Genomic DNA, 9199 nt, shown 5'->3' with positions numbered 1-9199 from the left:
GAGAATTGAGACATTAATATGGCAATAAACTGATCCCACCGGGAAGCCGCTCTAAATTTCTGTCCAACATGGTGTACTTTAGCAAGTTGTTCAAAATCCTGTCGCACAACAGGTTTAATTAGCTCATGAAATACGGTATTCTGATGGGACAAAACCTGAATCCTGGTCGTTAAAGTGTTTGTTTGCACTCATATTTTAACTGTTAGGACTCAGGTTTTTTTATTTAAAGCAAACTATGGGACAGCAATGGGAGCTAAGCTCCTCTTTTTAGACTCATGTTTTAAAAACGCTGGCCTTCAGCAACTTTCTGTTTGAGTAACTGTGGCGCTTTGAAACGTTCGCCATATTTACGTTCCAAGATTTCAGCACGATTCAAGGCTTTGGTTAAACCATACTGGTTCAAGAACTGCACAGCACCTCCCGTCCAGGCGGCAAAACCAATTCCAAAGATTGACCCGATATTCGCATCGACCACTGACTCCAGCACACCTTCTTCCAGACAGCGCACAGTATCGAGGGCTTGAACAAACAGGAAGCGGTCTATCATTTCCTGTTCAGAAATATCCACTTCTTTATACCAATGCTCCAAGCCAGACCATAGCTGCTTTTTGCCCCCTTCAGGATAGTCATAAAAACCTGCACCAGCAGCTTTGCCTTTACGGTTAAACTCATGAATCATGGTTTGAATCACGGCATCCGCATCGGTGCTTGGACGTTCTTTGCCTTGTGTAGCCAGAGCCTTACGGCTTTCTGCAGCTACATGCTCAGAAAGCGTCAGAGAGACTTCATCCTGAATAGCAAGTGGTCCGACTGGCATACCGGCTTTCAGCGCAGCCATTTCAATACGAGCTGGATGCACACCTTCGGCAAGCAAACGTAATCCTTCCTGTACAAAGGTGCCAAAGACACGGCTAGTAAAGAAGCCACGGCTGTCATTCACTACAATCGGTAGCTTGCCAATTTGCTGCACATAGTCAAATGCCTTGGCCAGTGTTTCTGCTGAAGTATTTTTCCCCTTAATGATCTCGACCAGTTGCATTTTGTCGACTGGGCTAAAGAAATGCAGACCGATAAAATTTGCCTGATTCTGAGAGGCTTGAGCTAGGTCACTGATGGGTAGAGTTGAGGTATTGGATGCCATTACACCGTTGGCTGATAAATATTGCTCTGCTTCCTGAGTAACTTTGGCTTTGAGTTCCTGATTTTCAAATACTGCTTCAATAATCAGGTCACAACCTGCTAAATCTGCCATGCTCGCAGTAGCATGGATCAGAGCTGAAATCTGGTCACGTTTTTCGGCTGTTAAGCGGCCTTGAGCCACTTTTTTATCCAGTAATTTCTGGCTATACGCTTTGCCTTTTTCCGCAGCTTCGACCGAAATATCTTTCAGTACCACCTGAATGCCTTTGCTGGCAGTGACATAGGCAATACCTGCACCCATCATGCCTGCGCCCAAAATACCTACTTTAGTAGCTTTCCATGGCGCAAAGTCTTTAGGACGGCTGGCACCCGACTTGATGGCATTCATGCCATGCCAGAACGTACCGATCATGTTCTTGGAAATCTGGCCAGTGGCGAGATAGGTGAAATAACGCGACTCAATTCTCAATGCAGTATCAACATCAACCTGAGCGCCTTCAACCGCAGCGGATAAAATGGCTTCAGGAGCTGGATAGCAGCCCTTGGTTTTATCACGCAGCATCGCAGGAGCAATGGCAAGCATCTGTGCGACGGCAGGCGAAGAAGGAGAGCCTCCCGGAATTTTGTAACCTTTTACATCAAAAGGCTGTTGGGAGTGCGGATGTTGTTTAATCCAGGCTACAGATTTTTCAAGTAATTCATCTAGCGATTCAGCGGTGTCATGTACCAGTCCCAAAGACTTGGCTTTTTCTACACTGAACTGTTTGCCTTCCGTCAGCAAAGGTAAGGCATTTTGCAGGCCTAGCAGACGAACCATACGGACAATACCACCACCGCCTGGCAGCAAGCCTAAAGTGACTTCAGGCAAACCAAACTTGGTTTTGGCATCATTCAGCGCAATACGATGATGGGCACATAAAGCGATTTCCCAGCCACCACCGAGTGCGGTGCCATTTAAAGCTGCCACTACTGGAATGCCACGCGTTTCTATATAACGCAGTTTGGCTTTCATGTCTTCAATCATATTGAAGAATTCCGTGGCATGTTCAGGCGTCGCCTGAATTAACTCATCCAGATCACCGCCAGCAAAGAACGTTTTTTTAGCTGATCGGAAAATAATTCCGGCAATCTGTTCATCAGCCTGTAACTGGGCAACGACTTCTTCCAGAGCCGTACGAAAGTCGGCATTCATGGTATTGGCGGACTGGTTCGGAGAATCAAAGGTCAGAATGACAATATGATCTTCAGTTTTTTGATATTGAATTGCGCTCATGCTGATCCCCTTATACCAACTCAATAATGGTTGCGATGCCCATGCCACCACCTACACACAGGGTGGCCAGTCCACGTTTCTTACCTTGATGTTCCAGTTCATCCAGTAAAGTGCCTAGAATCATGGCACCGGTCGCACCAAGTGGATGTCCCATGGCAATGGCACCACCATTAACATTGACTTTGGCAGGATCAACTTTCATTTCATTGATAAAGCGCATCACCACAGCAGCGAAAGCTTCATTGACTTCAAACAGATCGATGTCATCAATGGTGAGTCCAGCTTTGGCTAAAGCCTTACGTGCAGCCGGGGCAGGGCCGGTCAGCATAATGGTTGGATCGGCACCAACTAGCGCTGTTGCCAGTACTTTGGCGCGTGGCTTGAGATTTTGCTGTTGCACTGCCTGTTCGGAGGCAAGTAATACGACTGCTGCACCATCTACGATGCCTGAAGAATTACCTGCATGGTGGACATGGTTTACAGAGCCTACTTCCGGATATTTCTGTAGGGCGATAGCATCAAAGCCCATCTGGCCCATCGTTGCAAAACTTGGCTTTAATGCACTTAAGCCTTCTACAGTTGTTGTCGGTTTAATGAATTCATCTTTGTCTAGAATCACGACGCCAGCTTTATCTTTCACTGGAATAATAGATTTATCAAAATAACCATTCGCTTGGGCTGCTGCCGCTTTCTTTTGTGATTGCTCGGCGAATTGATCTACATCTGCACGACTATAACCATCAATGGTCGCGATCAGGTCAGCCCCTATGCCTTGTGGAATAAAATCGCAAGCCATATTGGTTTCAGGATCTAATGCCCACGGGCCGCCATCAGAACCCATCGGAACGCGAGACATGGATTCAACACCACCCGCAACGACCAGATCTTCCCAGCCTGAACGAACTTTTTGTGCTGCCAGATTTACAGCTTCCAGACCCGAAGCACAGAAACGGTTGATCTGAACGCCAGCCACATCATTGTCCCAACCTGCGGCAATTGCAGCAGTTTTGGCAATGTCTGCACCCTGATCACCGATTGGAGTCACACAGCCCAGCACAATATCATCCACCTGAGATGTATCCAGGTTATGGCGTTCTTTCAGTTCATTTAAGAGCGTAGTCAGTAAACTAATTGGTTTAACTTCATGTAATGATCCGTCTTTTTTTCCCTTTCCGCGTGGCGTGCGAATGGCATCAATAATATAGGCCTCGCTCATACAATATCCTTTTCTTGCTTTACTGAAATTGTTCTAATGCTTCGAGTGTAATGATTAAATCTTGAAGTGCAATGACGAGAACGGACCAGATCATTTGAGCAATTTGGTCAGTCTTGATGAATAAAAAGCGGGTATAAAAAAGCCCAAGTCTGGAGCTTGGGCTAGGGGCTTGTAGCGCTTAATAAACGATACTTTTCAAGTATACATTTTTAGAGCAAGGTTTTTAATGGTAACCGTGTAACTGACGGTATAGGCCTGGTGTTACCCCTGTCCATTTTTTGAAAGCACGGTGGAAAGTACTGGTTTCACTAAAGCCGACCTGTTGTGCAACATCTTCCAGAGTCAGATCCGGATTAAGCAATAAGTGAATTGCGGCATCACGGCGCAGTGCATCTTTCACGCCCTGATAGCTCTTGCCTTCAGCAGCCAGACGGCGACGCAAGGTTTGTGGAGAAAGGTAGAGCATTGATGCGACATCATTCAAGGTCGGCATTTCTTCACCGATCTGGCTCTTCAATACATCCCGGATCCGCGAAGTCAGCGAGTTGGTATTTTTAAATTTAACTAGAAGTTGAGCAGGTGCTGCTTTCAGGAATTCTTCCAGCGTTTCTTCATTCTGGCGAATTGGCAAATCCAGATAATCCGCTGCAAAGGTAATTTCAGTACGCGGCATATCGAATTGCATCACAGGTGCAAAGAACAGCGCATCGTATTCATCTGCATGCTCAGGGCGAGGGTAGCTGAAATGTACACGTTCCAGCGGCAGACGACGTTCAATTAACCACGATGCCAGACCATGCCAGATCATCAACATACTTTCAGTAATAAAGTGTTCCGGATCCATCGAATTTGGGATCAGGGGAACCAGGCGCGCTTCATGCTTGTCACGTTCCAGGGTTACAGACCAGTCATCACCAAAGAGTTTGTAGAATTGAGAAGAAAGCTCGAGTGCATCGCCCAGCGTTTTGGCATGGATAATCAGCTGACACATGATCGCGAAAGTGCCCAGACGACGCGGCTGTTTGTCAAAGCCGACATGTTCGTCCTGGGTCACCATCCAGAGCATCTTGATAAAACGGGTATATTGTTCAGGCGAAATACGGGCCTTCGGCTGATGCAGAAGCTCGGCTTCAATCCCAACGTGAGACAATAAAGTATCGACATCCATGCCCAGGCGCTTAACGCCGTATAAGGCTGCATTGACGAAATGGATACTGATCGTATCACGACTCATGTTTAATCCTTCAGTCTCTTTAATGTTCACTAATATTTGACCTAAATGACAAAAAATAAAAAATCAATGGCAATTTACAAGAATCCAATTACCATTTTCTTACATGTTAAATTGCCGAAACTATCAAGGTAAATGGCTGAACATGACATTGTTTTTGGACATTTATGTTCTTATGATGAGACAAAAAGCGATATAAATAGAGTAATAACTCCAATGTCATATGCATTAAAAGGTTTGAAAATATTAGATTTTTCTACATTATTGCCCGGTCCATTTGCCACATTATATCTTGCAGACATGGGTGCAGAAGTTGTGCATATTGAATCACCCACACGTCCTGATCTGGTGCGTTTAATGCCACCTTTTGCACATGGACAGGCCACAATGCATAATTATCTGAACCGAAACAAACATTCTGTCGCACTGGATTTAAAGAATCCCGAACATATTGAACAGATTAAATCCCGAATTGCAGATTATGACATTATTGTAGAACAATTTCGTCCAGGTGTGATGCAACGGCTTGGTCTGGATTATCCAACGCTCAGTGCGCTCAACCCACGCTTAATTTATTGCTCGATTACCGGTTATGGCCAAACGGGTCTATATAAAGATCGGGCAGGGCATGACATTAACTATTTGGCTTTATCTGGGATTGCTGGACATAGTGGCCGGATTGAAAGCGGCCCACCGGCAATGGGAATCCAGATTGCTGATGTCGCGGGCGGTTCTATGCATGCACTGGTTGCCATTCTGGCAGCGGTGATTGAGCGGCAGAGCAGTGGTCAGGGACAATATATTGATATTTCCATGACCGATTGCGCGGCGACATTAAATAATATGGCAGCTTCTGCTAGTCTGGCGGGTAATCAGCATCAGCAGATAGAATCAGGTTACTTAAATGGTGGTACCTTTTATGACTATTATCAAACTCAGGATAATCGCTATCTATCAATAGGCAGTCTGGAGCCTCAATTCATGCAAGGTCTGGCACAATTGCTGGATTTGCCGATTCTTCTGGAAAAAGGTGCTTCTTTTGCACCTGAAGATCATGCTTTAGTGAAACAGGCGATTCGCGATAAAATCATTGTCCAACCTCTATCTCACTGGCAAGCCTTATTTTCTCAGGCAGATTTCTGTGTTGAACCTGTATTGAAGCTTGATGAAGCCCTGCATTCTGAGCTGGCGCAGCAACGTGAATGGGTGGTGCAGGTGCCAGTTAAAGCTGATCAGCGGGAGCAAACCGAAGCTCAACTGGCTTGCCCGATCAAGTTTTCAAGATCAACTATGCGATATCAATTTATTGGTCAGGCTTTAGGCGAAACCAAAGAGTGGTAATTGAGCGACTTTCTCATTTTGGTTTATGAAAAAAACTGCTAAAGATTTAAAAAATAAATCATTCACGTTAAAAATCAGAAGAAGCTGATCTAAAGCTTTATATCATTGAAAGTTTGCTAGGCTTATCAATAAAATCGCTATGAAATATGTATAAAAAGCATTTTATTGATAGATTCAATGTCGTTATCCTTGCCGACGATATAATAGAAACTACTAGCTGTACGCCATGTATTTATATACTGATTTCGATCAGCAACTGATTAATGAACGTGTTGCACAGTTCCGTGACCAGACGGAACGTTATTTAGCGGGCAAATTGACGGAAGATGAATACCGTCCGCTCCGCCTTCAAAATGGTCTTTATGTACAACGTTATGCGCCTATGTTGCGTATTGCGGTACCTTATGGCCTGATGAATTCTAAACAACTTCGTAAAGTGGCTGATCTGGCGAAAGAGTATGATCGTGGCTATGCACACGTTTCAACCCGTCAGAATATCCAGTTTAACTGGCCTGCACTAGAAAACGTGCCTGATATGCTGGCTGAACTGGCAACCGTGCAAATGCATGCGATCCAGACTTCAGGGAACTGTATCCGTAATACTACCACTGACCAGTATGCAGGTGTGGTGGCAGGTGAAATTGCAGATCCACGTCCGACCTGTGAATTGATCCGTCAATGGTCAACTTTCCACCCGGAATTTGCTTTCCTGCCACGTAAGTTCAAGATTGCGGTATCTTCGCTGGAAGAGATTGACCGTGCAGCAACTTCATTCCACGATATCGGTGTCTATATCGTAAAAAATGAAGCTGGAGAAATCGGTTATAAAATTAAAGTCGGTGGTGGCTTGGGCCGTACGCCAGTAATTGGTAGTTTTATTCGTGACTTCCTACCACGTGAAGACCTGATTGCTTATCTTGAAGCAGTACTACGTGTCTATAACCTGCACGGCCGTCGCGACAACAAATATAAGGCGCGTATCAAAATCTTGGTAAAAGCTCTGACGCCTGAAGTCTTTGCTGAGAAAGTTGAAGCCGAATTTGCACATACTGTTAAAACGTTGAAGATTGATGCTGAAACGCTGGCGAGAATGGATGAAAACTTTACTCCATTTGATTACCAGGATTATGCAGATGAAGACTTCACAGAGCTGTTTGCTCAGTATCCGAAGTTTAAGCAATGGTTCAACATCAATACCAATGCCCATAAAGTGAAAGGTTATCGTATTGTCACGATTTCACTGAAACGTGCAGGCATTGCACCGGGTGATGTGACCACTGAGGAAATGAACCTGATTGCAGATCTTGCAGACAAGTACACCTTCGGTGAACTGCGTACGACTCACGAGCAAAATATTGCGCTGGTAGATGTACCACAAAAAGACCTGTTCGAATTGTGGCAGACGCTGGATCAGCATAACCTGGCACGTGCACATATCGGTTTCTTGACTGATATTATCTGCTGCCCAGGCGGTGACTTCTGTTCATTAGCAAATGCTAAATCCATTCCAATTTCTGAAGCGATTTCACGCCGTTTTGATGATCTGGATACCATTTACAACTTGGGTAAACTGGACCTGAACATTTCAGGTTGTATGAATGCCTGTGGTCATCACCATGTAGGTAACATCGGAATACTGGGTGTAGATAAAAAAGGCGCTGAATTCTATCAGATCACTTTAGGTGGTAATGCGGATCATGATGCCTCTATTGGTGACATTCTTGGGCCATCATTTGCTGCAGAAGTGGTGCCGGATATCGTAGAAGAAATTCTGAATACTTATCTTGACTTGCGTCAGGACGGTGAAGAGTTTATCGATACTTATCGTCGTGTCGGCATTCAACCATTCAAGGAGCGCGCATATGCTTAATACCGCACTACAAGTGCTCTCTAAAGATGGCACAATTGCAGATAACACTTACCAGTTAATTGATGAAGAGGGTGTATTGCCACAGGGTGATGTGGTTCTGACTGTAGAGCAGTTAGACCAGATTGCCAATATTTCTGGTAAAAAAGCATTGTACTTAACGGTTGATGCTTCACCTGAAACCAATGAATTCCCACTAGACCAACTTGATGCTATTTTTATTGAGTTTGCAGGTTTTAATGATGGCCGTGGTTATTCATTTGCTGCATTGCTTCGCCGTCAAGGTTTCCAGGGTGAGCTGCGTGCGACTGGTGATGTGTTCAAAGATGTCTTGAACTACATGAAGCGTTCTGGTTTCGATACTTTTGTCATTAAAGAAGGTAAAGATATTCAGGAAGCCGCTGCAGGTTTGGGTGATTTTACCAATCCTTACCAAGCTTCTACAGCAGTACCGACGCCGAATTATCAAACTGGGGCTTAATTCACCTTCAACTAAAAAAGCCTCCATCTGGAGGCTTTTTTATATTTAAATCTTAGGGTGCACGTTCTTCAAGTAGGCAGTTAATCATCCATTGCACTCCGAATTGATCCGTAAAGGCACTATAAAGCGCACCCCAAAAGGTTTTTTCTAAAGGCATTTCGATTTGACCATTCACCGATAAAGCTTCATAGAGTCGTTTGGCTTCATCCTGTTCATTGGCACTTAAAATAATCGCAATATAGTGATTAGTACCCTTACTAAATGCTGGTGTATTTTCAGTACAGAGTTTGTCATTGATATCAGAGCCCATGAGCTCTGTGTATTCATTAATTGGAAGTGAGATATGCAAAATCAGATTTTTTTCTTCATCTGATAAATCAATTCCTTGCTGTCCAGGCGTATCTCCATAACGGGTTAGACTGGAAAATTCGCCACCAAATACCGAACGATAAAAGGTAAAGGCAGCTTCGGTTTCACCCTGGAAATTGAGATAGTGATTAAGTCGCATGCAGGATTCCTTTTCTTATTCTGAATCCCTTTAATTTACGCCCTGAATTGAATCTGATTGATAAAGAAGCTTTATGAAAATGTAATTAAAAGAATTTACTTTATGGATAGATAATAAAAAAATGAAATATTTATAAAATAAA

The 9199-nt window shown here is 44.2% G+C and carries 8 protein-coding genes; 3 read left to right on the top strand and 5 right to left on the bottom strand.

The features are described 5' to 3' along the window. The 4 genes from FTV34_RS13395 to FTV34_RS13380 all read right to left on the bottom strand — a co-directional run. On the bottom strand, positions 1-152 hold a 152-nt coding region (locus tag FTV34_RS13395), incomplete at its 3' end, for a DUF4372 domain-containing protein (protein WP_141214591.1). 128 nt (positions 153-280) lie between these two features. After that, positions 281-2413 carry a 3-hydroxyacyl-CoA dehydrogenase NAD-binding domain-containing protein gene (locus tag FTV34_RS13390; protein ID WP_180070507.1) on the bottom strand — a complete coding sequence of 711 codons (2133 nt, stop codon included), beginning with the start codon at positions 2411-2413 and terminating at the stop codon, positions 281-283. Between the two features lie 10 nt (positions 2414-2423). Then, entirely contained in the window at positions 2424-3629 is a 1206-nt protein-coding gene (locus tag FTV34_RS13385) for an acetyl-CoA C-acetyltransferase (protein WP_180048167.1), read from the bottom strand. Positions 3630-3852: 223 nt separating this feature from the next. Next, positions 3853-4863, bottom strand: a complete 1011-nt coding sequence (locus FTV34_RS13380) for an AraC family transcriptional regulator (RefSeq protein WP_180012185.1) — start codon at positions 4861-4863, stop codon at positions 3853-3855. A 213-nt stretch (positions 4864-5076) separates the two neighbouring features. On the opposite strand from FTV34_RS13380, the gene FTV34_RS13375 reads away from it, so the two are divergent. From FTV34_RS13375 to FTV34_RS13365, 3 genes are all read left to right on the top strand, one after another. Then, the gene (locus tag FTV34_RS13375) at positions 5077-6201 is read left to right on the top strand and encodes a CaiB/BaiF CoA-transferase family protein (RefSeq protein ID WP_180012183.1); all 1125 of its coding nucleotides are present in this window, start codon (positions 5077-5079) and stop codon (positions 6199-6201) included. A 226-nt stretch (positions 6202-6427) separates the two neighbouring features. Further along, entirely contained in the window at positions 6428-8071 is a 1644-nt protein-coding gene (locus tag FTV34_RS13370; RefSeq protein ID WP_180012181.1) for a nitrite/sulfite reductase, read from the top strand. Then, the gene (locus FTV34_RS13365) at positions 8064-8549 is read left to right on the top strand and encodes a DUF934 domain-containing protein (RefSeq protein WP_180012179.1); all 486 of its coding nucleotides are present in this window, start codon (positions 8064-8066) and stop codon (positions 8547-8549) included. Before FTV34_RS13370 ends, FTV34_RS13365 begins: the two co-directional genes overlap by 8 nt. Positions 8550-8601: 52 nt before the next feature. On the opposite strand, the gene FTV34_RS13360 is transcribed toward FTV34_RS13365, so the two are convergent. Then, positions 8602-9057, bottom strand: coding sequence for a VOC family protein (locus FTV34_RS13360; protein WP_179993197.1), 456 nt, complete (start codon positions 9055-9057; stop codon positions 8602-8604). Positions 9058-9199 lie beyond the last annotated feature (142 nt).

Origin of the sequence: Acinetobacter sp. YH16038 (assembly GCF_013417275.1) — a bacterium.
Lineage (GTDB): Bacteria > Pseudomonadota > Gammaproteobacteria > Pseudomonadales > Moraxellaceae > Acinetobacter.
The sequence above is the reverse complement of the archived record's forward strand: the minus strand, read 5'-3'. Positions and strand labels throughout refer to the sequence as shown.

What these genes read in the sequence shown, in the direction of transcription:
- FTV34_RS13365 (WP_180012179.1), top strand. Translation starts at nt 8,064, where the DNA reads ATGCTTAATACCGCACTACAAGTGCTCTCTAAAGATGGCACAATTGCA.
- FTV34_RS13385 (WP_180048167.1), bottom strand. Translation starts at nt 3,629, where the DNA reads ATGAGCGAGGCCTATATTATTGATGCCATTCGCACGCCACGCGGAAAG.
- FTV34_RS13375 (WP_180012183.1), top strand. Translation starts at nt 5,077, where the DNA reads ATGTCATATGCATTAAAAGGTTTGAAAATATTAGATTTTTCTACATTA.
- FTV34_RS13380 (WP_180012185.1), bottom strand. Translation starts at nt 4,863, where the DNA reads ATGAGTCGTGATACGATCAGTATCCATTTCGTCAATGCAGCCTTATAC.
- FTV34_RS13390 (WP_180070507.1), bottom strand. Translation starts at nt 2,413, where the DNA reads ATGAGCGCAATTCAATATCAAAAAACTGAAGATCATATTGTCATTCTG.
- FTV34_RS13370 (WP_180012181.1), top strand. Translation starts at nt 6,428, where the DNA reads ATGTATTTATATACTGATTTCGATCAGCAACTGATTAATGAACGTGTT.
- FTV34_RS13360 (WP_179993197.1), bottom strand. Translation starts at nt 9,057, where the DNA reads ATGCGACTTAATCACTATCTCAATTTCCAGGGTGAAACCGAAGCTGCC.